The sequence below is a fragment of the Brevundimonas sp. 374 genome, assembly GCF_900102995.1.
In the GTDB taxonomy this organism is placed as follows: Bacteria; Pseudomonadota; Alphaproteobacteria; order Caulobacterales; family Caulobacteraceae; genus Brevundimonas; species Brevundimonas vesicularis_C.
Map to the genome: position 1 here is coordinate 1,091,740 of NZ_FNKT01000001.1, position 23,772 is coordinate 1,115,511.

Genomic DNA, 23,772 nt, shown 5'->3' on the forward strand with positions numbered 1-23,772 from the left:
ATGCATGGCTGCCAAGCTCGGTGGTTCCGGCGGGGACAAGCACACGATCGAACAGACGGCGGATATCAACATCACGCCGTTCATCGACATTCTGCTGGTGCTCATGATCATCTTCATGGTCGCCGCGCCCATGGCGACCGTGTCGATCCGTCTGGACCTGCCGCCCGCGCAGCCGCCCACCAATCCGACCGAAGAGAAGGAACCGGTGTACATCACCATCCAGGAAAACGGTCAGCTGTTCCTTTCGGACAAGCAAACCTCGATCGACAACCTGGCCACCGACGTCTGCACCGCCCTGGGCGGCGGCGCCTGCCAGGAAGAGCGCGTCTTCGTCCGCGCCCAGCCCGAAGTGAAATATTCGCAGTTCATGGAAGTCATGAACAAGATGCAGGAGAACGGCTTCTTCAAGGTCGGCCTGCTGAACGAAGACATCGAATAGGACCTTCGTCCTTTTCCAGGATTTGGGCCGCGTTCCGAAAGGGACGCGGCCTTTTTCTTTGTCGCAAGGCTTGCCGGATCGATCGACTGCACCCTTGATGCCGCATCGGTTGTTCGAGGAGTCCGCCCATGCGTCGTCGCACCTTCCTGTCCGCCCTGCCCGCCGGCGCGCTGGCGGCGACCGCAGCCCAGGCCAGGCAGGCTTCTCCCGCCGCCAGGCCGACCGAGGCGGCCCCAGCGCTTGCCCGCCCGGCCGACCCCTATGCCGGCGTCGGCATCGGGGACCGGATTTCGGGACCGAAGTTCATGGGACGCTCGACCGTCTGGGGCGCGAACGGAGCGGCGGCGACGGCGCACCCGGCGGCCAGTCTGATCGGCATCGACACCTTGCGGCGCGGCGGATCGGCCATCGATGCGGCCATCGCCATCAATGCGGCGCTGGGCTTTCTGGAGCCTGTGGCCAACGGCATCGGCGGCGACGCCTATTGCATGCTGTGGGACCCCAAACAGAAGAAGGTCGTCGGGCTGAACGGCTCGGGCGCCAGTCCGCGGGGCCTCAGCCTGGAGATCGCGCGGTCCAAGGCCATCGACGGCTATCTGCCGCGCTATGGCGCGGTGACGGTCAATGTGCCGGGCACGGTGGACGCCTGGTGGAGCGCGCACCAGCGGTATGGGAAACTGCCGTGGAAAGAGGTGCTGCTGCCCGTCGCTGAGCTGTGCGAGCAGGGCGTGCCCGTGCCCCAGGTCATCGCCTACTATCTGGAACGCAACATGGCTGCGTTTGATCGGGGCCAGATCCCGATCGAGGAAAACGAGAACCGAAAGCGCATCTGGGCCGCCGGCGGCTCAACGCCCAAGGTGGGCGAGGTCTTCGCCAACCCCTATCTGGGCAAGACCCTGCGGATGATCGCAGAGGGCGGACGCGACGCCTTCTACAACGGTCCCATCGCCGATCAGATCGAGGCCTATTCCAAGCGAATCGGCGGCTGGATGACGCGCGCCGACCTGGCCGCGCATCACACCGAATGGGTCGAGCCGATCCGGACCAACTATCGCGGCGTGGACGTGTTCGGCCTGGGTCCAAACACGCAAGGGTTAAGCACCAACCAGATCCTGAACATCTGCGAACAGTTCGACCTTAAATCCATGGGCTTCCAGTCCGCCGCCTCGCTGCACGTCCAGGCCGAGGCCAAGCGGCTGGCGTTCGAGGACCGGGCGCGCTGGTTCGCCGACGACCGATTCTCCAAGACGCCGGTCGAATGGCTGAACTCCAAGGCCTATGCGGCCGAGCGCGCCAAGCTGATCCGGCCCGATCGGGTCATGGACCGCGTCATGCCGGGCAACGCCCCGCACCACGGCGACACCACCTATTTCAGCGTCGCCGACGCCGACGGGATGATGGTCAGCTGGATTCAGTCCAACTATCGCGGCATGGGTTCGGGCCTGGCGCCCGATAACGGCTCCGAACCGCTGGGCTTCATGTTCCAGGACCGGGGCGAGTTGTTCGCCCTGACCGACGGCCATCCCAACATCTATGCGCCCGGCAAGCGCCCGTTCCAGACCATCATCCCCGGCTTTGCGGTCAAGGACAGCGAGCCCTGGATGGCGTTCGGCGTCATGGGCGGCGCCATGCAGCCGCAGGGCCAGGCCCAGATCATTATCAATATGGTCGATTACGGGCTGGAGCCCCAGGCGGCGGGTGACGCCCCGCGCTGGCAGCACTATGGCTCGTCCGAACCGACGGGCCAGCCGCAGGAAGGAACCGGCGTGCTGCATCTGGAAAGCGGCGTGCCCGAGCCGACCAAAGCCCAGTTGCGCGCCATGGGCTGGACGCTGGGCGAACCCGACGGCGGCTTCGGCGGCTATCAGAATGTCATGAAGCAGATGAACCCCGGCGGGCGCTGGACCTATGGCGCGGCGACCGAGATGCGCAAGGACGGCATCGCGCTGGCTTATTGAAATCGGCCTACTGAGGTTGACCGACCGATGACCCACGACGAAATCCGCGCGCTTCTGCTGTCGTTTCCCGGCGTGGAGGATGGCGTGTCCTATGGCGAGCCGTCGTTCAAGGTGGCGGGCAAGTTCTTCACCTGGATGCGCCCGGCGCTGGACGACAGCATAGTGGTGCATCTGGACAATCTGGATGAGCGGGAACTGCTGATCGAGATGAACCCGGCGACCTTTCATTTCACCGACCACTATCGCGATCACGCCATCGTCCTGGCGCGCATCGCCAGCGTCGATCCAGCCTGGCTAAGAGCGGCGCTTGAGAAGCGCTGGCGGCGGATCGCGCCGAAAAAGCTGTCCAAGGCGCATGCAGACCTTATCGGAGCGGGGTCGGGCGCCTAACTACGGCCCTCAAGCGGACCCAGCCCAAGGAGCGCCCCATGGCCTATGGCGACCAACCCACGATCACCGTCGACGGTATCGAAATCCCCCTGCTCGGCTTTGGCACCTGGCAGCTGGAGCCGGACGATGCCCGGCGCATGGTCGCCGAGGCGCTGCGGATCGGATATCGCCACATCGATACGGCCTGGATCTACAAGAATGAGAAGGCGGTCGGCGAAGGCATTCGCGACTCCGGCGTGGCGCGCGAGGACATCTTCCTGACCACCAAGATATGGGTCGACCATTTCACTCACGACGCCCTGCTGAAACAGGCCAGGGAATCGGCCGACAGCCTGGGCACGACGCCCGATCTTCTGCTGCTGCACTGGCCCAAGACGACGCCGACATTCGACGAGACGCTGGGCGCCCTGAACGAGGCCAAGGACCAAGGGCTGACCAAGTCGATCGGCCTGTCCAACTTCCCCTCCAAGGAGTTCCGCCAGGCGCAGAGCCTGTCCAAAGCGCGCCTGCTGACCGATCAGGTCGAGCATCACCCCTATCTGGGTGTCGATCAGCTGGTGGCGACGGCGGCCGAGCTGGGGTCGTCGATCACCGCCTGGTCGCCGCTGGCGCAAGGCAAGATCGCCGACGACGCCACGATCAGCGAGATCGCCGGCGCGCACGGCAAGACCAACGGCCAGATCACCCTGCGCTGGCTGATCCAGCACGGGATCATCGCCATCCCGCGCACGACCAAGGAGAGCCGCGCGCGCGAGAACTTCGACATCTTCGACTTCGCCCTGACGGACGAGGAGATGCAGCGGATGGACGCCCTGGATCGCGGCGAACGACTGGGCGACTGGCTGGACCCGGCGTTCGAATGGGACAAGACTGCCACCTGACCGACAAGGGAGGCGCCGGTGTTTCGCAAGCGGGACCAGCCCAGGCTGTGGCGTGCGACGTTCGCCGTCGTGGGCTGGACCGCGCTGGCGCTTCAGTATCTGCTGATGATCGCGCCGGCCCAGGGCTGGACCGTGCTGGAACGGACGATCAACTACTTCAGCTTCTTCACCATCCTGACCAACATCCTGGTCGCCCTGGCCTTTACCGGGCCGCTGCTAGGTGAAGGATCCCGGCTGGCCCGCTGGTCTGCCAGCGAAGGCGTCAGGGCGGCCGTGGCCATGTACATCGTGGTGGTCGGGGTGGTGTACCACTTCCTGCTGCATCCCTACTGGAACCCGACAGGCTGGTCATTGGTGGTCAATCTGGTGCTGCACTACGTCATGCCCGCCGCCTTCGTGCTGGACTGGCTGTGGTTCAGCCCCAAGGGCCGGCTGCGCTGGATCGATCCGGCGAAGTGGCTGGCGTTTCCGCTCGTCTACGGCGGCTGGACCCTGGTTCATGGACTAGCGACGCGCTGGTGGCCCTATGGGTTCGTCAATGTGGATCAGCTGGGACTGGTCCGGGTCGTGGTCATCTTCGGCGCGCTGCTGATGTTTTTCCTGATCGTCGGGCTCGGCCTCGTCGGGCTTGACCAACTGTTCGGTCGCGCGACACGTGACACAGGGGCCACTCCCGCCTAAGCGTCGCGGCATGGCCTACAAATCCCTGCGTGACTTCATCGACCAGCTGGAAGCCAAGGGCGAGCTGGTGCGGGTGTCCGAACCCGTCTCCACCGTGCTGGAGATGACCGAGATCCAGACCCGGCTGCTGAGGAACGGCGGACCGGCGGTGCTGTTCGAAAAGCCGGTGATGCCGGACGGGACGATCAGCCCCATCCCCTGCCTGGCCAATCTGTTCGGCACGGTGAAACGGGTCGCCATGGGGGTGACGCTGGAGGGCAAGGACCGAACCACGGCGGGCGAACTGCGCGAGGTCGGCGAACTGCTGGCCTTCCTGCGCAATCCGACGCCGCCGCGCGGTCTGGGCGACGCGATGGAGATGCTGCCGCTGATGCAGACCGTCCTGTCGATGCGACCCAAAACGGTGAAGAAGGCGCCGGTGCAGGAGGTTGTGCTGAAGGGCGATCAGATCGACCTGACCGCCCTGCCCGTCCAGTCGTGCTGGCCCGGCGAGCCCGCGCCGCTGATCACCTGGGGCCTGGTCGTGACCAAGGGGCCGTCGGACGACCGCGAGGATGACTTCAACCTAGGCATCTACCGGATGCAGGTGCTCGGCAAGGACAAGGCCATCATGCGCTGGCTGGCGCATCGGGGCGGAGCCCAACACTACGCCCGGCACAAGAAGGCCCGGCCGAAGGAGCCGCTGCCCTGCGCCGTCGTGCTGGGCGCCGATCCGGGCACCATCCTGGCCGCGGTGACGCCGGTGCCGGACACCCTGTCGGAATATCAGTTCGCGGGCCTGATGCGGGGCGCCAAGGCCGAGCTTGTGCCTTGTAAGACCGTGCCGCTGATGGTGCCGGCACAGGCCGAGATCGTGCTGGAGGGCCATGTCCTGCTGGACGAGTTCGAGGACGAAGGCCCGTACGGCGACCACACCGGCTATTACAATTCGGTCGAGAAGTTCCCGGTCTTCAAGGTCAGCGCCATCACCATGCGCCGCGACCCCATCTATCTGACCACCTTCACCGGGCGGCCGCCGGACGAGCCGAGCGTGTTGGGCGAGGCGCTGAACGAGGTGTTCATTCCCCTGCTGCGCCAGCAGTTTCCCGAGATCACGGACTTCTGGCTGCCGCCCGAGGGCTGCAGCTACCGGATCGCGGTGGTGTCGATGAAGAAGGCCTATCCGGGCCATGCCAAGCGGGTGATGCTGGGCGTCTGGAGCTATCTGCGCCAGTTCATGTACACCAAATGGGTCATCGTCGTGGACGACGACATCGACGCCCGGGACTGGAAGGACGTCATGTGGGCCATCTCCACCAAGATGGACCCGGCGCGCGACATCACCGTGATCGAGTCGACGCCTATCGACTATCTGGACTTCGCCAGCCCCGAGAGCGGTCTGGGCTCCAAGATCGGCCTGGACGCCACCGACAAATGGCCGCCCGAGACCAAGCGCGAATGGGGCGAGGAAATTCGCATGGACGAGGCGGTCGTCGAACGGGTCAACGACCTATGGGGCCGTCTCGGCCTGCCGGGTGACGGAACGCCGATCTGGAAATAAGCTTGGCTTTTGGCGACGCCGGGGGGCGATGTGAGCGCGTTCGAGTTCTTCTTCAGCTTCTACGGCCTGCTCTTGGGCCTGTCCGTGGCCGAACTGGTCGGCGGGTTCGCGCGGGTGCTGCATGAGAAGCAGCGGATCCGCTTCGGCTGGCTGACGCCGATGTTGGCCCTGTTCGTGGCGATCGACATCGCCACCTTCTGGAACCAGGCCTGGGTCATCTTCCGCGGCGCGCCGTTCAACACCTTCGTGCTGCTGATTTCACTGGCCATCGCCGCGACCTTCTACGTCGCCGCCAGCGTGACGTTCCCCCGCGTTTCGGCCGAGGGCGGCGACGAGCGGATCGATCTGGACGACCACTTCTGGTCGCATCGGCGACTGGTGTTCGGCTGCATCCTGGCGGCCAATCTGATCGTGGCGGTGGTCGTGATTATCCTGGCCCAGCTCAATCCCGGCTTCGCCAAGATCGCCGGCTCGGTGCGGTTGTGGGTCGGGGTCTCCATCTTCGTGATCGGCACGGCGACGGCGGCGTTCGCACCGTGGCGCAAGGTTGCGGTCGGCGCCCTGGTCGTCGTTCTGCTCTACAGTCTTTGGCAGATGGGGAACGCGGCGGCCCTGCTGCTCAAGGCCGGCGGCTGGGCGCCCGTCCTGGGCGGCGGCGGTTGAAACCTTGTCAGGGCGACGCAATCGGCTCACGAAAGGCCATGCAGTCCCCTCTTCTGGTTTCGGCGCTGGTCGCCGCCCTTGCCTGTAGCGTGAGCCCCGCCATGTCCCAAACGCTTCCCAACACAGCACCTTGGGATCAGGCCTTCCTGCCGCCCGCCCCCGCATGGAACGGTGCGTCCAAGGCGCTGCTGCGCGATGCGTCTGATCCCTGGGTCACGGCGTTCGAGGCCGATCCGGGCCACGACTTCAGCCCCAACTATGTCGACACCCGCGCCTGGTTCGATCGTCTGGACGCCGCCAGCGACCTGATCCGCATTGAGCAGTTCGGCGTCTCGCCGGAAGGACGGCCCATCTATGCGGTGATCGCCTCCAAGGATGGCTCGACGTTCGATCCGGCCAAGCCAGTGCTGATGATCCAGGCGGGGATCCACCCCGGCGAGATCGACGGCAAGGACGCGGGCATGATGCTGCTGCGCGACATCGCCTTCTATGGGAAGGACGCCCTGCTGGACCGGGTCAATCTGATCCTGATCCCCATCCTGAGCGTGGACGGCCACGAGCGTTCCGGCCCCTATTCCCGGCCTAACCAGCGGGGGCCGCGCATCCAGGGCTGGCGCAATACGGCGACCAACCAGAACCTGAACCGCGACTATCTGAAGCTGGACCAGCCCGAGATGCGGGCCGTGCGCGGCCTGATCCTGAAATACCGGCCGGACCTGTATGTGGATGTCCACGTCACCGACGGCATGGATTACCAGTACGACGTCACCTACGGCTTCAACGGCGAGGACGGGACCTTCAGCCGCTCGCCGAACGGCTCGGCCTGGCTGGATTCGGTGTTCAAGCCGGCGATGAACGCCGCGCTGGAACGCGAAGGCCATATCCCCGGCGAACTGGTGTTCGGCATCGACGACGACGAGCCGAAGAAGGGCCTGTCGGACGGCGGCCTGGGCGAGCGGTTCTCGAACGGCTGGGGCGCGGCCGCCCGTGTACCGACGATCCTGATCGAGAACCACAGCCTGAAACCGCACGAACAGCGGGTGCTGGGCACCTATGTCTTCATCGAGGAGGCGATGCGGTTGCTGGCCGATCAGGGCGCCGGTCTGCGCGCCGCGACGGATCAGGACAAGGCCCTGCGTCCGGCGCAAATCCCCGCCAACTTCGAGGCCGACGAGACGGCGTCGTCCACGCGCCCGTTCAAGGGCATGCTGTACGAGATGTATGATAGCGCCGCCTCTGGTCGGAAGGAGATCCGCTGGCTGGGCCGCCCCGATCCCGATCTGTGGCGGATGCCCTTCTTTGGCTCAAATCCGACGCTGACCCTGACGCGGCCGACGGCCTATTGGGTGCCGGGCTATCGCACCGACATCATCGAGCGGCTGAAGACGCACGGGATCGAAATGGAGACGGTCGAGGCTGCGCGCACCGTGAACCTTTCGATGCTGCGCCTGGTCGAGCCCAAGCTGGCGACCCGCGCCAATGAAGGTCACGTGCAGGCTTCGGTGAAGACGGTGGAGGTCGAAAAGCGCGACTGGACGTATCCGACCGGTTCGGTGCGGGTGCCGACGGATCAGCCGCTGGGCGACATCGTCGTGCTGCTGCTGGAGCCGCAATCCAGCGAGAGCTTCTTCGCCTGGGGCATGTTCCCCGAGGTGATGAGCCGCGTCGAATATATCGAGGCCTACGCCATCGCGCCGCTGGCGGACAAGATGATGGCGGCGGACCCGGCGTTGAAGGCCGAGTTCGAGGCCAAGGTGGCGGCCGACGCCACGTTCGCCGCCGATCCGCAGGCGCGTCTGGCCTGGTTCTATGAACGCACGCCCTTCTATGACGACCACTATCTGCTCTACCCCGTCGGGCGCGAGGACTGATCGATGACCACGCCGCTGATGTACGCCGTTCAGGCCGCCGCCCTGTGGAGCGGCCTGCTGATCCTGATGATGCTGGTCTTGTCGGGCATCGTGGTCAGCGGGCGGCGCAAACACATGGTGTCGTTCGGCGACGGCGGAAACGCGGATCTGATGGCCGCCAGCCGCGCCTTCGGAAATCTGGTGGAATATGCAACGCCGGGCATGATCGCCATGCTGCTGCTGGCCGCCGTCGGCGCGCCGGCCTGGATGATCCACGGTGTCGGCGCGACGCTGTTCGTCGGCCGGATCGCCCATGCCCTGGGCCTTTTGCTGCAGACCGGGCCGTCGCTGGGTCGCGTCGTCGGCATGTTGCTGACCTGGGTGGCGCTGCTGACGGCGGCTGTGGGCCTGATCGCCTTCGCCGTCGTCTGACGCGGTTGCGGTGCAGCAGGTTGCGGTGCAGCGGGGCGTCCGCCATATCGGGGCATGACTGAAACCCTGGCTGCGCCCGTTTCCACCGATCTTCTCAACGACATCGTCAAGGCCGCGCTGAAGGCCGGCGCCGACGCCGCAGAGGCGGTCAGCGCCGATCGCCGATCCCTGTCGGTCGGGGTGCGCAACGGCAAGCTGGAAGACGTCGAACGCGAGGAATCGCGCGACCTGGGCCTGCGCGTGTTCGTGGGCCAACGGCAGGCGTCCGTTTCGGCCTCAGACCTATCGCCGGCGACCCAGGCGCGCTTGGTCGAGCGGGCCGTGGCCATGGCGCGGCTGGCGCCGGAAGATCCCCACGCGGGTTTCGCACCCGAAGATCGGCTGGCGCGGGGGCCGTTCATCGATCTTGACCTGTTCGATCCGAGCGAACGCAGCGCCCAAACTCTGGAACAGGTCTCGGCCGAGGCCGAGGCGGCGGCCTTGGCGGTCCCCGGCGTGGCGCGGTCGGAAGGCGGACACGCGGGCTGGTCGTCCACCCGCTGGCGGCTTGTGACCTCTCACGGTTTCGACGGCGCCTATGAAGGGTCGGCCTTCTCGCTGGGCGTCGGCGTCATCGCCGAAAAGGATGGCGCGATGGAGCGTGGCGGCGAGAGCCGTTCGACCCGCCACCTGTCCGACCTGCCGAGCGCCGACCTGATCGGCCGCACCGCCGGCGAGCGCGCCGTGGCCCGCGTGGGGCCGCGCAAGATCGCCTCCACCACTGCCCCGGTGATCTTCGACAATCGGATGGCGGGCCAGATCGTCTCTCCGGCCATCGGCGCCATTTCCGGCCCGTCGATTGCTCGCGGCACCTCCTTCCTGAAGGACCGCATGGGGCAGCGCGTGTTCGCCGAGGGCGTCACCCTGATCGACGATCCGTTCCGCCTGCGCGGCATGGGATCGACCCCTTTCGACGACGAAGGCGTGGCGGTCCAGAAGCGCGCCCTGTTCGACGACGGCGTCCTGACCACCTGGTTGCTGAACAGCGCCTCGGCCCGACAACTGGGCCTGGAAACCACCGGCCATGCGTCAAGGGGGCTGGCCGGGCCATCCGGCGTCTCGACTCACAATCTGCATATGGAACCGGGCGAGCGGGATCTGGCGGGCCTGATGGCGGATGCCGACACCGGCCTGTTGGTGACGTCGATGTTCGGCCCGTCGCTGAACGGCAATACAGGCGACTGGTCCGCCGGGGTGTCGGGCTTCTGGTTCGAGAACGGCGTGATCGCCTATCCGGTCAGCGAGGTCACGGTCGCGGGAAAGCTGACCGACCTCTATCTACGCATCCAGCGCGGTTCGGATCTGGAGTTCCGGGGCGGGTTCAACGTGCCCAGCCTGATGTTCGATGCGGTGGCCATCGCGGGCAAATGATCGACTTGCACGCCGACCTCGACCTGATCCGCCAGGCGGCCATCGACGCCGGGGCGCTGGCCATCGCCGAGCGTAAAGCGGGACTGAAGATCGAATCCAAGGTCGGCGGTTCGCCCGTCACCAGCGGCGACCTGAAGGTCGACGCCATGCTGAAGGACAGGCTGCTGTCGGCGCGGCCTGACTATGGATGGCTGTCGGAAGAGACGGCGGATACGGCCGAGCGTCTGTCGAAACGACGCATTTTCGTGGTCGATCCCATCGACGGCACCGTCGCCTACATGAAGCGGACGCCGTGGTGGTGCGTGCCCATCGCCGTGGTCGAGGACGGCGAGGTCGTCGCCGCCGTCATCCATGCGCCTGAGGTGGACGAGACCTATGTGGCGACGCGCGGCGGCGGGGCGCGACGTAACGGCAAACCCATCCACGCCTCGGATGTCGATACGCTGGAGGACGCCTCGATCCTGGGCGATGCGCGACTGATCGAAGCGCCCTATTTCGACGAAGAACCCTGGCCGTCGATGCGGTTCGAGAAACGCAACGCCCTGGCCTATCGGATGGCGCTGGTCGCCGCCGGCGCCTTCGACGCCGCCCTGGCCCTGACGCCGAAATGGGATTGGGACGTCGCTGCGGGCTGGCTGATCGCGACGGAAGCTGGCGCCAGGGTCAGCGATCACCACGGGCGGCCGTGGGCCTTCAACCGGCCCGATCCGCGTCAGACTAGCCTGGTCTGCGCGGCGCCGATCATCCAGCCGATGATCGTGCGGCGCTGTAAAAACGTGCCGCTTTCGACCTAAGGCGAGGGCGGAAAAGCCCCGGCCCACATTGATCCGAGGGCGTTCTCGGCCTATGCCGCGCGCAAACCTCCCTCCCCCAAAGCCCTCCGGCCCAGCCTTCAGGATTTCCGATGACCGATCAGAACGCCGTCCCGCCGCAACTTCTGCACATCGTGATCGGCGGCGAGCTTCGTCACCTGGGCGAGCCGACTTTCCGCGACCTGTCGCAGGTCGAGTTCGTCGGCGCCTTCGGCAGCTATGACGAAGCGAAGAAGGCCTGGAAGGCGCGCGCCCAGGCGACCGTGGACAACGCCCACATGCGCTATTTCATCCTGCACGCCCACAAGCTGATCGATCCGCGCGGCGACGCGGCCTGAGCCGAGGACTGAGTGCGACATCGAGGAGCCGAACCGGCTCCTCGATCCGACGTTTCGATCTGTAGGCGAGGACGACGATGAACCTGGAACCGCAACAGATCTTTCAACTGGTCAGCCTGCTGGCCGTGCTGGCGCTGTTCAGCTTTTCGCTTCGCGGCAACATCGACTACGCCCGCTGGTTCAAACGGTGGGAGGCGGACCGCAAGGCCCGTCGCGACGCCGAACTGGCCGCCGAGGCTCGGGAAAGCAATCCCGATGCGCCAAAGACCGGACCATGGGGCTGAAGTCGCTTCCTTAGTTTGGACCGTCATTCCGGGGCTGAGCGCAGCGAAGAACCCGGAACCCAGGAGGACATCCTCGACGCCTGAAACGGTTGATGTCGCAACCGCATCCCTGGATTCCGGTTTCGTTCTACGGACGCCCCGGAAGGACGATGGAAAGCCCCTACTCGCGCCGCAGCAGCTTGTCGGTCAGCAGGGTGCCCCACCAGCCGGCCTTGAACTCGGCGCGAATGGCCTTGGGGTCATAGTCGGGGCTGTCGACCCAGTCGATGAAGCTGACGCCCTTCGGCTCGACCTCGTTGACGTATTTCTCCAGCGTATAGTCCAGCACGCCGGTCAGCCCCTCGCGGGAGTGGAGATACTTTTTGGACAACTGCTTCATGGCGACAGAGATCGGCTCGCCCAGGTGGAAGTGGCGATAGAAGACCGCCATCATTCCCGCCCGATCCGCGCCGGACTTGCAGTGGATCAGCACCGGATACTGGATCGTCTTGAACAGCGCGCGCGCGCGGTGGATGCGCAGCGTCTCGGGCGGATCACGCGAGTCCAGCGGCGCGTCGATCAGGGTCAGGCCCAGCCGCTCGCAAGCGTCCTTTTCCAGCCAGTAATAGCCTTCGTCGCGTTCACCGCGCAGGTTGATGACCGTCTTGACGCCCTTCTTTTTCCAATAGGCCAGCTGGCGCGGCGACGGCTGATTGGTGCGCACCAGATCCGGGCCCAGCCAGTGGGCGTTGGAAAAGGCCACGCGCAGAAACGCGTGGTCGGCCCAGAAATAATGCCAATGCGCCCGAAACCGGCCCATCGCGGTCGAGAGGTCGAAGCGCGCCATGCCCGCCAGATAGCGATCCGACGCCGCCACGTCATCCGATCTTGATCCTGATGCGTTGGAATAATTGTCGAGACCGGAGAACGCCCCGATGAGAACCCTCGCCGCAACCGCCGCCGTCGCCGCCAGCCTGTGGACCGGCGCGGCCGCCGCCCAGACGCCGCCGCCCGAAGACCCCGCCCTGATCGCCTATCTGCGCGACCGGGCCAAGGAGGCGCTGGACACCACCCGCTATACGGCCGCGATCACGCCGGACGGGGCGATGACCTTGGTCTATCTGACCGGCCCAAACTGGTGCGGCTCGGGCGGATGCCGACTGCTGGTGCTGGACCGAACCGGCGAAACTTATCGGTCGGTCGGCGAGATCAGCGTCGCGCGCGCTCCGATACGGTTGCTGGAGCGACAGACCCATGGCCGACGGGATCTGGGCGTCTATGTCGCGGGCGGCGGAATCACCGAGGGCTATGAGGTCGCCGTGCCGTTCGACGGGCGTCGATACGCGTCCAATCCGACGGTTCCGCCCGCCGTAAGGATCCAGGAAGCGCCCGGCGAAACCCTGATCCGCGCCGACGAGCCGGGCCGTGCGCTGGAACCGTCGCCGGACAAGCCTTGACTTGAACGGCGGCTCGGACGACCGAGAGCCGATGACCGTCGCCGCCTCCGAAACCATGCCGCTGCGCGCCCCGTTGGCGCGGATTTGGCGCGACTATCTGTCCAAGCACAAGGGATCGCTGATCCTGTCTGTCTTGTGCGCGGCGACGACCGGCCTGCTGACGGCGGCGCTGCTGAAGCTGCTGGAGCCGGCCGTCAACGGTCTGTTCCTGGGCGGGACCAAGCCGATCAGTCTGTTCGGCCTTGTGACCTTTCCGGCGAACAAGGCTGTTGTCTGGATCCCGGTCGCCATCCTGACCGTCGCCATTGCGCGGACCCTGGCCGCGCTGGGCCAGGCCGCCCTGGTCAACGGATTGGGTCACACCATCGTCGGCGACATCCAGATCCGCCTGTTCGGGGCCATGATCCGCGCCGATCTGGCGCGCTTACGCAGCCAGCACTCGGGCGGCTTCGTCTCCTCGGTGCTGTTCGACGCCAATATGGTGCGCGAGGCCTTCACCTCGGGCGTGGTCAACTACACCCAGAACCTGCTGACCCTGATCGCGGTCTTGATCTACATGGGGTTCATCGACTGGCAGCTGACGATCGTCGTGCTGCTGGGCGTGCCGCTGGTGGCGCTGGTGCTGCGGCGCTTTGGGCGAAAGACGCGCAAGGCCGCCGTCGGCGCCATGGCCGAGACCGAGAACCTGTCCACCGCCCTGATGGAGAACCTGGACGGGGTTCGCCTGATCAAGATCGAGAACCGCGAGGCCGCCGAACAGGACCGCGTCGCCGAGGTGGTGGCCCGTCGCCAGCGCCACGTCATCAAGGGCGCCAACGCCCGCGCCTTCGCCGGTCCGTCCAGCGATCTGGTCGCCTATATCGTCGTCGCCGCCGTCATGGCCTACGCCGGATGGCGGGCGCAGTCGGGCGACATGACCGTGGGCGGCTTCGCCGCCTTCATCGGCATGCTGCTGGCCGCAGGGCAAGCCCTGCGCCAGGTGACCAACCTGGCCACCGTTATGAGCGAGGGCTTCACCGCCGCGCGCCGCCTGTTCGGCGCCTTGGACATCCAGCCGGAAATTCGTGAGGCGGCCGACGCCGCGCCCCTGGCCCCCGGGCCGGTGGAGGTCGTGCTTGACAAGGTGTCCTTCGCCTACGCCGGGACCGATGCGCCAACGCTGGACGAAGTGTCGCTTCGGGTCGCGCCGGGCGAGACGGTGGCGCTGGTCGGGCCGTCGGGCGGCGGCAAGAGCACGATCCTGAGCCTGCTGCCGCGCTTCTATGATGTGACCGGCGGGGCGGTGACGATCAACGGCGCCGACGTGCGGGCGCTTCGCATCCATGACCTGCGCGACCACATCGCCCTGGTGACGCAGGAACCCTTCCTGTTCGACGACACCATCGCCGCCAACATCGCCTATGGCCGGCCGGGCGCGACGCAGGCGCAAATCGAGGACGCCGCGCGGTCCGCCGCCGCCCACGACTTCATCACGGCCTTGCCTGAAGGGTATGCGACCCGCGCGGGCGAGGCGGGCTTGCGCCTGTCCGGCGGTCAGCGCCAGCGGATCGCCATCGCCCGCGCCTTCGTCAAGGATGCGCCGATCCTGCTGCTGGACGAGGCCACCAGCGCCCTGGACACCGAGAGCGAGGCCTTGGTCCAGGCGGCGCTGGAGCGGCTGATGCAGGGCCGCGCCACCCTGATGATCGCGCACCGCCTGTTCACCGTCCGGAACGCCGACCGCATCTATGTGATCGAGGCCGGCCGGGTGGTCGAGGAAGGCTCGCACGACGCCCTGGTCGCCAGAGGCGGCCTCTATTCCCGCCTGGCGCGCCAGCAGTCGCTGGATGGCGCTTCGCCCACGGTCGAGACGGTCGCGTGAGGCCGCTGCGCATTCCGGCCGTCCAGGCCAGCCTGTCCTTCATCCTGGCGCACTGGATGCAGTTTTGCTTCGCCACCATGCGCTGGACCCACGAAAACCAGGCGGTGGCCGAGGGTGTTTGGGCCCAGGGCGGCGGGGTGCTGTGCGCCTTCTGGCATTCGCGTATCGGCCTGTCGCCGGCGTGTTGGCCGCTGAACCGAGCGCAGCCGGCCAAGGCGTTGATTTCCCTGTCGGCGGACGGTCAGTTCATCGCAAAGGCCGTGGCTCGCCAAGGCTTTCCCGCAATTCGCGGTTCGTCGTCGAACAAGGACAAGGCGGACCGGGACAAGGGCGGATCGCAGGCGCTGCGGGCGGGCCTGCGTCAGTTGAAGATCGGCGCTCTGGCCATTACGCCGGACGGTCCGCGCGGCCCGGCGCGCCAGATGGCCGAGGGCTTGCCGATGATGGCCAAGATCTCAAAGGCTCCGACCCTGTTCATCGGCATGTCGTGCAATCCGGCCATCCGGCTGAACAGCTGGGACCGCGCGATTCTGCCCCTGCCCTTCGCCAAAGGCGCCATCGTCTGGGACATCGCCGATTATCCGACCGGTGACGACCTGGATCACGTCCGCCAAGACTGGGCCGCGCGGCTGAACGCCGTCGAGGCGCGGGCCGATGCGATCACGGGCCTGAAACCGTGAGGACGCAGCCGTGACGCCGCTGCCGCTGCCGCTGATCGCCTATCGGCTGGCGACGCGCGCGCTGGAGCCGCTGGCCCCGCGCCTGCTGGATGCGCGCGCCAGGCGGGGCAAGGAAGACCCGGTGCGGGTGGACGAGCGGATGGGCTTCACCCGCACCGAGCGCCCCGAAGGTGATCTGGTCTGGCTGCACGGCGTCAGTGTCGGCGAGAGCCTGTCGCTGCTGCCCGTGGTCGAGCGGCTGGCGAAGGCGCGTCCCGATCTGACCGTTCTGGTCACCTCCAGCACCGTGACCTCGGCGCAGATTCTGACCGAACGGCTGCCGGCGGGCGTGATCCACCAATATGCGCCGGTCGATGCGCCCGGCGTGGTCGAGCGGTTCCTGGACCATTGGCGGCCAAGCCTGGCGGTCTTTGTCGAGAGCGAACTGTGGCCCAATCTGTTGCTGGAGGCGCGTCGGCGAGGCGTGAAACTGGCCCTGGTCAGCGCCCGGATCACGGAGAAGACGGTGGAGGGCTGGGCGCGGTTTCCGGCCTCGGCGCGGGCGCTGACCGGCGCCTTTGATCTGGTCTTGCCGCAGGATGCGGTCTCGGCCCAGCGTCTGGAGGGCATGGGCGCGCGGATCGACGGGCTAGTGAACCTGAAACTGTCGGGAGAGGCCCTACCGCAAGATCCCGCCGCCTTCAGCCGTCTAAGCGCCGCCATCGGCGACCGGCCGGTGATCGTCGCCGCCAGCACCCATGAGGGCGAAGAGATCGCCATCGTGCGCGCGCTGGACCATCTGAGCGAGCGAGTCTGCCTGATTCTGACGCCACGCCATCCCGAGCGGGGGGCGCACATCGCCCAGGCCCTGCAACGCGACGGCTACGCCTTCGCCATGCGTTCGCGCGGCGAGACGATCGGGCCGGACACCGACATCTATCTGGCCGACACCCTGAACGAGATGGGCCTGTTCCTGCGCCTCGCCGATGTGGTGGTGATGGGCGGCTCGTTCGCGCCCGCCATCGGCCTGCCGCCCGTCGGCGGGCATAATCCGCTGGAGCCGGCGCGGCTGGGCAAGCCGACGATCACGGGACCAGATGCATCCAACTGGGCGCCGGTGACGGCGGCCCTGGTCGAGGCGGGGGGCCTGGCCCTGGTTCAGGCGCCGTCCGACCTACCCGGCGTGATCGAGCCCCTGCTGGAAGACCTGAACGCGGCCAAGGCCATGGGCGAGCGCGGGCGTCGCGCGGCGGTCGAGGCTGGAGGCGGGCTGGAGCGACTGTGGGCGCTGCTGTCGCGGATAATGCCGCAGAGGCAGGACCGGCGATGAAGCTGAACACGCCGCGCTGGTGGTATGTGCGCGACAGCAACCACGCCCGGATGACACGCACGGCGCTGAAACCGCTGGGCTGGATCTGGGCCGTCGTGACGGCGCGTCGGATCGCCAAGACGGTGCCCGCCGACCCCGGCTGCGCGATCGTTTCGGTCGGCAATCTGACGGTCGGCGGATCGGGCAAGACGCCGGTCGCGCGCGAAACCCTGCGGCTGCTGCGGGCGGCGGGGGTAGAGGCGCAAGGTCTGTCGCGCGGTTATGGCGGGCGGCTGGAAGGGCCGGTCCGGGTCGATCCTCAAATCCATACGGCCGACGATGTCGGGGACGAGCCGCTGATGCTGGCGCAAGGGTCGCCGGTCTGGATCGCGCGCGATCGCGTCGCGGGCGCCAGGGCCGCCGTCCCGGAGGGGGCGCAGGCTCTGGTGCTGGACGACGGCCATCAGAACCCGGCCCTGAAAAAGACCGTCAGCCTGATCGTCGTGGACGGCGAGACTCGCGGCGACGAATGGCCGTTCGGCGACGGATCGGTCTTTCCCTCAGGCCCCATGCGCGAGCCGCTGACGGCCGGGCTGGCGCGCGCCGACGCCGTGGTGGTCATGCTGCCTACCGATGTCGATGAGGCCGATCCCGAACTGATGGCCGTGTTCGGCGCCCTGCCCGTCTTCATCGCGCGCCTGACGCCCGAGGCGCCGCCGCCGTCGGGGCCCCAGGTCGGTTTCGCCGGCATCGCCAAGCCCTGGAAGGTCGAGCGGTCGCTGAAGGCGGCGGGCTGCGATCTGGTCGACTTCGTCCCCTTCCCCGACCACGCGGCCTATAGCGCCGCCGACATGACGTTCCTGACGGACCGGGCTGCGGTGTTCGACGCCGGCCTGGTTACGACGGAAAAGGACTGGGTCCGGCTGACGCCCGAGCAGCGCAAGGATGTCGTCGCCTGGCCGGTCGTCGCCCGGTTCGAGGACGAGGCGGCTTTCGCCGCCTTCCTGAACGACAGAATTCAGTCGGCGCGATAGACCACGCCGGACTTCATCACGAACCTCATCCGCTCAAGCTCGGTCACATCCGTCAGCGGATCGCCAGAGACGGCGACGATGTCGGCGGGCATGCCCACGGCGATCTTCCCGGCCTCATTGGCGATGCGCAGGTGTTCGGCGGCGCCGACGGTGGCGGCCTGGATGGCCTCAAGCGGGCTCAGGCCGGCGCGGACCAGAAGCGCGAACTCCTGGGCGTTGTCGCCGTGGGCCGAAACGCCCGAGTCGGTGCCGAAGGCGATCTTGACCCCGCCCTCGTGCGCGCGGCGCGCCATGTCCAGCATCTTGGGCCCGGCTTCCAGCGCCTTGGCCGTCTGGGCGGGGGTGAAGAAGTTGTCGGGTCCCGAGGCGATGCGCGCCACAAAATCCCCAGCCAGCAGGGTCGGGATCAGCCAAGCGCCGTTCGACTTGAACAGGCGGATCGACTGATCGTCCAGATAGGTCCCGTGCTCGATGGAATCGCCGCCGGCCCGCAGGAAGGCGTTGATGCCGTCCACGCCGTGGGCGTGCGCTGTCACCTGGCGGCCCATGCGATGGGCGCTGCCGACGATGGAGGAGAGTTCGTCGTCGCTGAACTGCTGGTTCAGGCCGGCGGCGGTGTTGGACAGAACGCCGCCGGTGGCCGTGATCTTGATGATGTCGGCGCCGGCGCGAACCTGGGTGCGCACGGCCCGCATGCAGTCCTCAGGCCCCGAGCAGATGCTCTCGGACGACAGCAGGTGCATGACGTCCTCGCGATAGCCGTTGATGTCGCCATGTCCGCCGTGGATCGACACCGACGACCCCGCCGCAATGATGCGCGGTCCCGGCACGTCGCCGTTCCTGACGGCGTTCCGCAGGGCGAAGATGGCCTGGTTCGAGGCGCCCAAATCCGCCACCGTCGTAAAGCCGGCCATCAGGGTGCGACGCGCGTAGCGGGCGCCGACCATCGCCTGATCGGCATCTGAAAGCGTCACCTCTTCAAGGCGTGCGTTCGGGTTTTGCTGGCTCGTCAAATGGACGTGGCTGTCGATCAGGCCGGGCAGGACAAAGGCTTGGCGCAGGTCCACGACCTTGCCTTGCGACGCTTCGCCGACGAAGCCGTCGCGTACTTCAACGACTTGGTTCCCTCTGATCACGAGAGTTTTATCGCGTTGCACAACGCCGTTCGAAGGATCCGCAAGCAACCTTCCGGCCTCAACGAACGTTGTTTCGGGTTGTGTCGAAACGCCTGTGGCCACGGGGGTTTGCTGCGCGTGAGCGCTTACCGCCGACGCCATCAGCGCCGCCAGCGCGATTCCAAAACGTTTCATCGATATCTCCCCGCGACGCGTCGGCCGCAAAAATGCCCCACAAGGCTCAGGTTGCCTCGCTCGTAACCAACTGAAACAAACACGCCTCAAGACCAACCGCAACGAGGGCGTCGCATGCGGCTATCGAGACGAGGACTTATTCTGGGCGGATCGGCCATGCTGGCGGGATGCGCCAGCGCAAGCGCTACGGCCCCGCTGACGACGGCTCAGAACGGAACTCCGATCGCCATGCCCCAGGTCGGTCTGCCCACGGTCCAGACCTCCGCCCTGACGCCGCCGCCGCTGGATCCCCGCGGTCACGTTCGCAAGGACCTGATGGAACGCGCCATGACCGCGCTGGATACCCACCATCACCGCCTGCCGCTGCGTGACCGGATGTATCTGGTCGATTTCCAGAAGTTTTCGGGCGAGGAGCGGCTCTATGAGGTCGATCTGATTGCCGGCGAGGTTAAGGTGCTGCGCACCTGCCACGGACGGGGATCGGACCCTAGCCACACCGGCTATGCCCAGCGCTTTTCCAACACGCCCGATTCCAACATGTCCTCGATCGGCGCCTATGCGACGGCGGGCGCCAACTGGGGCGCGCAGCAGGGGCCGAACGTCCTGCTCGACGGCCTGGAATATTCCAACGACAAGGCGCGCGAGCGGGCCATCATCGTCCACGGCGCAGACTATGCCGATCCCGACTTCCTGGCGCGCGAAGGCAAGCTGGGTCGCAGCTACGGCTGTTTCTCGGTCGCCCATACCGACCTGCCGGCCTTGCGCGAACGCATGGGCGAGGGCCGACTGCTGTTCGCAGCGGCCTAGGCTTCAGCCCCGGTCCAGCGCCCGCCAGCCGATGTCGGAGCGGTTGAAGCCGCCCGGCCAGTCGATCTTGCGGATGGCGGCATAGGCGCGTTCGCGGGCCTGGGCGATGTCGTCGCCCTCGGCGCAGACGTTCAGGACGCGCCCGCCCGAGGCGGCCAGCAAGCCGTCGTCGCGGCGCTTGGTCCCGGCATGGAAGACCTGGACATGAGGCCCGAAGTCCTGATCGGCGCCGCGGATGATCGAGCCTTCCAGTGGGCTGTCGGGATAACCCTTGGCCGCCATGACCACGGAGATCACCGTCTGAGGCTTGAAGGCGGGCGAGGCCAATCCCGAGACGTCGCCGCGCGCGCAGCCCAGCAGATAGGGGACGATGTCGCCCGCCATCCGCATCATCAGCACCTGGCATTCCGGGTCGCCGAAACGGGCGTTGAACTCGACCACCTTGGGACCGTCCTCGGTCGCCATCAGGCCGGCGTAGAGGACGCCGCGATAGGGCGCGCCCTCTTCGGCCATCTTACGGATCGTCGGCTGGACGATCAGCGCGTCGGCCTGCTGCACCAGCTCGGGCGTGAAGACGGGCGCGGGCGAGTAGGCGCCCATGCCGCCGGTGTTGGGGCCAAGGTCGCCGTCGAAGGCGCGCTTGTGGTCCTGGGCGCCGCCGAACAGCACGGCGCGTTGACCGTCGCACAGGGCGAACAGCGAGCCTTCCTCGCCGTCCATGAACTCCTCGATCACGACGCGGGCGCCGGCCGCACCGAATCGGCCGCCCAGCATCCGTTCGATTTCGGCCTCGGCGTCGGGGCGGTCGGGGCTGATGGCCACGCCCTTGCCGGCGGCCAGGCCATCGGCCTTGATGACATAGGGCGGCCGGAACACGTCCAGCGCCGCCTTGGCGTCCTTGACCGTGTCATAGACGCCGTAACCGGCGGTGGGGATTTCGTGCCGTTCAAGGAAGCCCTTCGAAAAGGCCTTCGAGGTTTCCAGCTGCGCCGCCTTGGCGGTCGGCCCGAAGCAGGGAATGCCGGCCGAGGCCAGACGGTCGGCGAGACCAGCGGCCAGCGCCACCTCGGGCCCCACAACGACCAGGTCGGCCTTGATCTCTCTGGCCAGGGCGGCCAGGCCGTCGGCGTCGTCCGCCTTGAGGGCGCGCAGCTCGCACAGCTTCTCGATGCCGGGGTTGCCCGGTGCGGCGACCAGACGCGTGACCAGCGGCGACTGGGCGATCTTCCAGGCCAGGGCGTGTTCGCGGCCGCCCGATCCGACGAGAAGAATGTTCATGAGATCGGGCAATGACCGGCCGGCGCGGGCCGGTCAAGCGCCCGTCAGACTTAACGCCGCATTCAGCGTTCAATCAGCGAACGGGCGGGGTCCAGGCCGGCAGGGCCTGAAGCTGGCCGGGCGTCAGATCGGTGACCAGATCCCGGTCGCCGTTGCGGTCGATCGGAGCAACATCCGCGACCGGAACCCGCACCTTCATGTCGCCGGGCCCTTCCAGCTCGACGACCAAATGGGTCAGGGCGCCCGAGGCGTCCAGCACCAGGGTTTCCACGTCGCCCAGATCGACGTTGGCGCGCGAATACAGGCCCGCATCCTCCAGCTGATCGCGGGTCATGTTGAAGGCCAGGGCGGCGTTCGAGGCGGCGGCATCCGCCTGTTGATCCGGCAAGGCCACGGGCGCTGCGCCCGGCGCAGGGGCCTGGACCACATCGTCGTCGCGATCCGAGCAGGCGACGACGCCGCCGGTCAGGCAAAGAATGGCGGCGAGCGGGACGAAGCGGTTCATACGGCCTCCTTGGGCATTAAAGCAGGGCCGAGACGACATAGACGCCCAGGCCCAGCAGAATGATGCAGCCGATGATCAGCCACGGGCTCATGGCGCCGCCGCCCCCGGCGCGGCGCGACAGATCGCGCTCGTGCGGGTCACGGTCAGAAGGATCGGTTCCGGGCGGGTCGGCGGCCATGAAAGTCGAACGACAGGGCGCGTGCGGCGTTCCCGGGCGGATCGACGCAGGCTAGGATGCTTCCATGAGCGACGACACCTACGTATTCGAAGGTCCGGCCGAGGTCCCTGCCCCGCGCGACAACAATCCGCCCCTGTCGATCTCGGAGCTGTCGTTCGCGCTGAAGCGCACGCTGGAAGACCGGTTCGGCCACGTGCGGCTGCGCGGCGAGGTCTCCAAGGTCAATCGCCACGCCTCGGGCCACATCTATCTGACACTGAAGGACGACAAGTCGGCCATCGACGGCGTGGTGTGGAAGGGGTCGGTGCGCGGCCTCGGCGTCCAGCCCGAGGCGGGGCTGGAGGTCATCGTCACCGGCAAGATCACCTCCTATCCGGCGCGGTCCTCCTATCAGATCGTGATTGAGAGCATGGAGGCGGCTGGCGCCGGCGCCCTGCTGGCCCAGTTGGAGCGGCTGAAGGTCCGCCTGCGTGAGGAAGGGCTTTTCGAACCCGGGCGCAAGAAGCCCCTGCCTGCCTTTCCCGCGACCATCGGCGTGATCACCAGCCCGACCGGCGCGGTGATCCGCGACGTGCTGCACCGGATCGCGGAACGCTGGCCTTGTCGCGTCATAGTCTGGCCTGTGGTCGTTCAGGGCGAATCGGCCTGCGGTCAGGTGTCGAACGCCATTCGCGGTTTTGACGGGATGACCGCCGACGGGCCGATCCCCCGCCCCGACCTGCTGATCGTCGCGCGCGGCGGCGGGTCGGTCGAGGACCTGTGGTGCTTTAACGACGAAGGCTTGGCGCGGACCGTGGCGGCGGCGCGCATTCCGATCATCTCGGCCGTGGGGCACGAGACCGACACCACCCTGATCGACTTTGTCTCGGATCGCCGGGCGCCGACCCCGACGGGCGCGGCCGAAATGGCGACGCCGGTACTGGCGGACCTGCGCTACGCCGTCGCTGACATGGACCGGCGCATGGTGCAGGCAGGCGGACGGCTGATCGAGGATCGACGCACGCGCCTGCGGGCCGTGGCGCGCGGCCTGCCGGCGCGGCCGGAGGACCTGCTGGCCCTGGCGCAGCAACGGCTGGACCATGTGTCGAGCCGTCTAGGATCGGGCCTGCAACGCAACGTCGCCCTGCACGAGCGGCATCTGGCGGTGACGGGCGGCAAGCTGGGCCCGGCCCTGCTGCGCACACGGATCGAGCGAGGTCAGGACCGGCTGCGCGGCGCGCGCGATCGGCTGGGCGCGGCGCTTCAGGCCGGAGTGGCGCGCGGCGAGCGGCGGCTGTTGCAGGTCTCTGGGCGGCTGTCGCCCGAACCGCTGCATCGACGGCTGGACCAGCGTCAGGCGCGGCTCGAAGCCGTCGGCGCGCGACTGGACGGGGTCATGCCCCGTCGGCTGGAGCGGGACGCCGATCGCCTGGCGGCGCTGTCTCGCGCGCTGACGACCCTGGACCCCAGACGTCCCAAGCCCGGCTTCGCCCGCGTGGAAGATTCAGACGGCGCCTGGATCACCTCGGCCAAGGCGCTGGAAGCCGGTCAGGCCGTCAAGCTGGTGTTCGGCGACGGTGTTCAGCCGGCGACGATCGACGGCGGCGAACCCCGTCCGTCCCCGCCGCGTCCGGCGGCCAAGCCGAAGCCGTCCGCCGCGGATCAGGGCAGCCTGTTCTGACGGCGCCGGATAGGATCCGCGTTTTCCGCTTCGCCCCGGCGCCGCTTCCTGCTAACG

The 23,772-nt window shown here is 67.3% G+C and carries 25 protein-coding genes; 20 read left to right on the forward strand and 5 right to left on the reverse strand.

The annotated features are described in order from the left end of the window. The first annotated feature begins 4 nt into the window (after positions 1 to 4). From BLR19_RS05410 to BLR19_RS05470, 13 genes are all read left to right on the forward strand, one after another. On the forward strand, positions 5 to 439 hold the full coding sequence (locus BLR19_RS05410; RefSeq protein WP_017505348.1) for a biopolymer transporter ExbD: 435 nt from the start codon (positions 5 to 7) through the stop codon (positions 437 to 439). A 128-nt stretch (positions 440 to 567) separates the two neighbouring features. Continuing rightward, the gene (locus BLR19_RS05415) at positions 568 to 2,397 is read left to right on the forward strand and encodes a gamma-glutamyltransferase family protein (RefSeq protein WP_091748048.1); all 1,830 of its coding nucleotides are present in this window, start codon (positions 568 to 570) and stop codon (positions 2,395 to 2,397) included. Positions 2,398 to 2,424: 27 nt separating this feature from the next. Then, positions 2,425 to 2,787, forward strand: a complete 363-nt coding sequence (locus tag BLR19_RS05420; RefSeq protein WP_091748051.1) for an MmcQ/YjbR family DNA-binding protein — start codon at positions 2,425 to 2,427, stop codon at positions 2,785 to 2,787. Between the two features lie 38 nt (positions 2,788 to 2,825). Beyond that, entirely contained in the window at positions 2,826 to 3,668 is an 843-nt protein-coding gene (locus BLR19_RS05425; RefSeq protein ID WP_091748054.1) for an aldo/keto reductase, read from the forward strand. A gap of 18 nt (positions 3,669 to 3,686) precedes the next feature. Continuing rightward, complete coding sequence (locus tag BLR19_RS05430; protein ID WP_143007334.1) at positions 3,687 to 4,349, forward strand: Pr6Pr family membrane protein; 663 nt, start codon at positions 3,687 to 3,689, stop codon at positions 4,347 to 4,349. Between the two features lie 10 nt (positions 4,350 to 4,359). Next, complete coding sequence (locus tag BLR19_RS05435) at positions 4,360 to 5,889, forward strand: UbiD family decarboxylase (RefSeq protein ID WP_091748060.1); 1,530 nt, start codon at positions 4,360 to 4,362, stop codon at positions 5,887 to 5,889. 30 nt (positions 5,890 to 5,919) lie between these two features. Further along, positions 5,920 to 6,552: a hypothetical protein gene (locus tag BLR19_RS05440; protein ID WP_176758271.1), complete on the forward strand. Its 633-nt coding sequence runs from the start codon at positions 5,920 to 5,922 to the stop codon at positions 6,550 to 6,552. Positions 6,553 to 6,653: 101 nt separating this feature from the next. Further along, on the forward strand, positions 6,654 to 8,423 hold the full coding sequence (locus BLR19_RS05445; RefSeq protein ID WP_218119318.1) for a M14 family metallopeptidase: 1,770 nt from the start codon (positions 6,654 to 6,656) through the stop codon (positions 8,421 to 8,423). Between the two features lie 3 nt (positions 8,424 to 8,426). Beyond that, positions 8,427 to 8,834, forward strand: a complete 408-nt coding sequence (locus BLR19_RS05450) for an MAPEG family protein (RefSeq protein WP_091748069.1) — start codon at positions 8,427 to 8,429, stop codon at positions 8,832 to 8,834. 54 nt (positions 8,835 to 8,888) lie between these two features. Next, the gene (locus tag BLR19_RS05455) at positions 8,889 to 10,244 is read left to right on the forward strand and encodes a TldD/PmbA family protein (RefSeq protein WP_091748072.1); all 1,356 of its coding nucleotides are present in this window, start codon (positions 8,889 to 8,891) and stop codon (positions 10,242 to 10,244) included. After that, positions 10,241 to 11,038, forward strand: a complete 798-nt coding sequence (locus tag BLR19_RS05460) for a 3'(2'),5'-bisphosphate nucleotidase CysQ (protein WP_091748075.1) — start codon at positions 10,241 to 10,243, stop codon at positions 11,036 to 11,038. Before BLR19_RS05455 ends, BLR19_RS05460 begins: the two co-directional genes overlap by 4 nt. Positions 11,039 to 11,148: 110 nt before the next feature. After that, the gene (locus BLR19_RS05465) at positions 11,149 to 11,394 is read left to right on the forward strand and encodes a DUF4170 domain-containing protein (RefSeq protein WP_017505336.1); all 246 of its coding nucleotides are present in this window, start codon (positions 11,149 to 11,151) and stop codon (positions 11,392 to 11,394) included. A 77-nt stretch (positions 11,395 to 11,471) separates the two neighbouring features. Beyond that, positions 11,472 to 11,678, forward strand: a complete 207-nt coding sequence (locus BLR19_RS05470; protein ID WP_091748078.1) for a hypothetical protein — start codon at positions 11,472 to 11,474, stop codon at positions 11,676 to 11,678. Between the two features lie 160 nt (positions 11,679 to 11,838). On the opposite strand, the gene BLR19_RS05475 is transcribed toward BLR19_RS05470, so the two are convergent. Beyond that, positions 11,839 to 12,504 (reverse strand): fused DSP-PTPase phosphatase/NAD kinase-like protein, encoded by a 666-nt coding sequence (locus tag BLR19_RS05475; protein ID WP_091749129.1) that lies wholly within the window; start codon positions 12,502 to 12,504, stop codon positions 11,839 to 11,841. A gap of 88 nt (positions 12,505 to 12,592) precedes the next feature. Here BLR19_RS05475 and BLR19_RS05480 point away from each other — a divergent pair, with 88 nt between their 5' ends. From BLR19_RS05480 to lpxK, 5 genes are read left to right on the forward strand one after another with little or no spacing between them, the layout of a single operon-like run. Continuing rightward, positions 12,593 to 13,114, forward strand: a complete 522-nt coding sequence (locus BLR19_RS05480; RefSeq protein WP_091748081.1) for a hypothetical protein — start codon at positions 12,593 to 12,595, stop codon at positions 13,112 to 13,114. Between the two features lie 31 nt (positions 13,115 to 13,145). Next, a complete protein-coding gene (locus BLR19_RS05485; RefSeq protein WP_091749132.1) occupies positions 13,146 to 14,975 on the forward strand; it encodes an ABC transporter ATP-binding protein in 1,830 nt (609 codons plus the stop codon). Then, positions 14,972 to 15,655: a lysophospholipid acyltransferase family protein gene (locus BLR19_RS05490; RefSeq protein WP_091748084.1), complete on the forward strand. Its 684-nt coding sequence runs from the start codon at positions 14,972 to 14,974 to the stop codon at positions 15,653 to 15,655. Before BLR19_RS05485 ends, BLR19_RS05490 begins: the two co-directional genes overlap by 4 nt. Positions 15,656 to 15,665: 10 nt before the next feature. Further along, a complete protein-coding gene (locus tag BLR19_RS05495; RefSeq protein WP_369818836.1) occupies positions 15,666 to 16,964 on the forward strand; it encodes a 3-deoxy-D-manno-octulosonic acid transferase in 1,299 nt (432 codons plus the stop codon). After that, a complete protein-coding gene (lpxK, locus tag BLR19_RS05500) occupies positions 16,961 to 17,977 on the forward strand; it encodes a tetraacyldisaccharide 4'-kinase (RefSeq protein WP_091748087.1) in 1,017 nt (338 codons plus the stop codon). Before BLR19_RS05495 ends, lpxK begins: the two co-directional genes overlap by 4 nt. On the opposite strand, the gene BLR19_RS05505 is transcribed toward lpxK, so the two are convergent. Further along, positions 17,962 to 19,287 (reverse strand): metal-dependent hydrolase family protein, encoded by a 1,326-nt coding sequence (locus tag BLR19_RS05505; RefSeq protein WP_091748089.1) that lies wholly within the window; start codon positions 19,285 to 19,287, stop codon positions 17,962 to 17,964. The genes lpxK and BLR19_RS05505 overlap by 16 nt on opposite strands. Before the next feature lie 114 nt (positions 19,288 to 19,401). On the opposite strand from BLR19_RS05505, the gene BLR19_RS05510 reads away from it, so the two are divergent. Continuing rightward, the gene (locus BLR19_RS05510) at positions 19,402 to 20,094 is read left to right on the forward strand and encodes a murein L,D-transpeptidase catalytic domain family protein (protein WP_039245408.1); all 693 of its coding nucleotides are present in this window, start codon (positions 19,402 to 19,404) and stop codon (positions 20,092 to 20,094) included. Between the two features lie 3 nt (positions 20,095 to 20,097). Here BLR19_RS05510 and purD read toward each other — a convergent pair whose 3' ends face one another. The 3 genes from purD to BLR19_RS14780 form a co-directional block, all read right to left on the reverse strand. After that, positions 20,098 to 21,372, reverse strand: a complete 1,275-nt coding sequence (gene purD, locus BLR19_RS05515) for a phosphoribosylamine--glycine ligase (protein ID WP_091748092.1) — start codon at positions 21,370 to 21,372, stop codon at positions 20,098 to 20,100. Positions 21,373 to 21,445: 73 nt separating this feature from the next. Further along, complete coding sequence (locus BLR19_RS05520; protein WP_091748095.1) at positions 21,446 to 21,877, reverse strand: hypothetical protein; 432 nt, start codon at positions 21,875 to 21,877, stop codon at positions 21,446 to 21,448. 16 nt (positions 21,878 to 21,893) lie between these two features. Then, positions 21,894 to 22,055: a hypothetical protein gene (locus BLR19_RS14780; RefSeq protein ID WP_165115848.1), complete on the reverse strand. Its 162-nt coding sequence runs from the start codon at positions 22,053 to 22,055 to the stop codon at positions 21,894 to 21,896. Positions 22,056 to 22,119: 64 nt separating this feature from the next. Here BLR19_RS14780 and xseA point away from each other — a divergent pair, with 64 nt between their 5' ends. Beyond that, on the forward strand, positions 22,120 to 23,715 hold the full coding sequence (gene xseA / locus BLR19_RS05525; RefSeq protein ID WP_091748098.1) for an exodeoxyribonuclease VII large subunit: 1,596 nt from the start codon (positions 22,120 to 22,122) through the stop codon (positions 23,713 to 23,715). Positions 23,716 to 23,772 lie beyond the last annotated feature (57 nt).

Coding starts and splice junctions, on each gene's coding strand:
- BLR19_RS05410 (WP_017505348.1), top strand. CDS start 5: ATGGCTGCCAAGCTCGGTGGTTCCGGCGGGGACAAGCACACGATCGAA.
- BLR19_RS05415 (WP_091748048.1), top strand. CDS start 568: ATGCGTCGTCGCACCTTCCTGTCCGCCCTGCCCGCCGGCGCGCTGGCG.
- BLR19_RS05420 (WP_091748051.1), top strand. CDS start 2,425: ATGACCCACGACGAAATCCGCGCGCTTCTGCTGTCGTTTCCCGGCGTG.
- BLR19_RS05425 (WP_091748054.1), top strand. CDS start 2,826: ATGGCCTATGGCGACCAACCCACGATCACCGTCGACGGTATCGAAATC.
- BLR19_RS05435 (WP_091748060.1), top strand. CDS start 4,360: ATGGCCTACAAATCCCTGCGTGACTTCATCGACCAGCTGGAAGCCAAG.
- BLR19_RS05445 (WP_218119318.1), top strand. CDS start 6,654: ATGTCCCAAACGCTTCCCAACACAGCACCTTGGGATCAGGCCTTCCTG.
- BLR19_RS05450 (WP_091748069.1), top strand. CDS start 8,427: ATGACCACGCCGCTGATGTACGCCGTTCAGGCCGCCGCCCTGTGGAGC.
- BLR19_RS05455 (WP_091748072.1), top strand. CDS start 8,889: ATGACTGAAACCCTGGCTGCGCCCGTTTCCACCGATCTTCTCAACGAC.
- BLR19_RS05460 (WP_091748075.1), top strand. CDS start 10,241: ATGATCGACTTGCACGCCGACCTCGACCTGATCCGCCAGGCGGCCATC.
- BLR19_RS05465 (WP_017505336.1), top strand. CDS start 11,149: ATGACCGATCAGAACGCCGTCCCGCCGCAACTTCTGCACATCGTGATC.
- BLR19_RS05470 (WP_091748078.1), top strand. CDS start 11,472: ATGAACCTGGAACCGCAACAGATCTTTCAACTGGTCAGCCTGCTGGCC.
- BLR19_RS05475 (WP_091749129.1), bottom strand. CDS start 12,504: ATGGCGCGCTTCGACCTCTCGACCGCGATGGGCCGGTTTCGGGCGCAT.
- BLR19_RS05480 (WP_091748081.1), top strand. CDS start 12,593: ATGAGAACCCTCGCCGCAACCGCCGCCGTCGCCGCCAGCCTGTGGACC.
- BLR19_RS05485 (WP_091749132.1), top strand. CDS start 13,146: ATGACCGTCGCCGCCTCCGAAACCATGCCGCTGCGCGCCCCGTTGGCG.
- lpxK (WP_091748087.1), top strand. CDS start 16,961: ATGAAGCTGAACACGCCGCGCTGGTGGTATGTGCGCGACAGCAACCAC.
- BLR19_RS05505 (WP_091748089.1), bottom strand. CDS start 19,287: ATGAAACGTTTTGGAATCGCGCTGGCGGCGCTGATGGCGTCGGCGGTA.
- BLR19_RS05510 (WP_039245408.1), top strand. CDS start 19,402: ATGCGGCTATCGAGACGAGGACTTATTCTGGGCGGATCGGCCATGCTG.
- purD (WP_091748092.1), bottom strand. CDS start 21,372: ATGAACATTCTTCTCGTCGGATCGGGCGGCCGCGAACACGCCCTGGCC.
- BLR19_RS05520 (WP_091748095.1), bottom strand. CDS start 21,877: ATGAACCGCTTCGTCCCGCTCGCCGCCATTCTTTGCCTGACCGGCGGC.
- BLR19_RS14780 (WP_165115848.1), bottom strand. CDS start 22,055: ATGGCCGCCGACCCGCCCGGAACCGATCCTTCTGACCGTGACCCGCAC.
- xseA (WP_091748098.1), top strand. CDS start 22,120: ATGAGCGACGACACCTACGTATTCGAAGGTCCGGCCGAGGTCCCTGCC.